The sequence below is a fragment of the Streptomyces sp. SP18CS02 genome (genome assembly GCF_036322365.1).
In the GTDB taxonomy this organism is placed as follows: Bacteria; Actinomycetota; Actinomycetes; order Streptomycetales; family Streptomycetaceae; genus Streptomyces.
In genome coordinates, this window is the sequence record NZ_JAQYXC010000076.1 from 1 (window position 1) to 324 (window position 324).

Here is a 324-nt window from a genome sequence, read left to right on the forward strand (position 1 = left end):
CCGCGGGGGGGTTTTTGGTGGGGGGGGAGTTTGGGTGGGGTGGGTTGTGTGCTGTTTTGTGGTTGGGGTTTTGTTGTGGGGGGAGGTGGGGTGTGGTGTTGGGGGGTTTTGTTTTTTGTGGGTGTTGTGGGTTGTTTGTGTGGTGGGGGTGGTGTGTTTGTGGTGTGTGTTGTTTGTTTTTGTTGTTTTTTTTTTTTTTTTGTTTGTTTTTTTGGTTTTTTTGTTGTGGTTGTTGGGGGTGTTGGGTTTTTTGTTGGTGTTGGTGTTTTTGTTGTTTTTTTTTTTTTTGGTGGTGGTTTTGCGGGATTGTGGGGGGCCCCCCCC

1 protein-coding gene is annotated in these 324 nt (G+C 47.8%); it reads left to right on the forward strand.

Going from position 1 to position 324, the window contains the following annotated elements; translation table 11 throughout:
* Window positions 1-92: 92 nt before the first annotated feature.
* Window positions 93-324, forward strand: a 232-nt coding sequence (locus tag PUR26_RS34495) for a hypothetical protein (RefSeq protein WP_329868080.1), incomplete at its 3' end; no start/stop codon positions are given.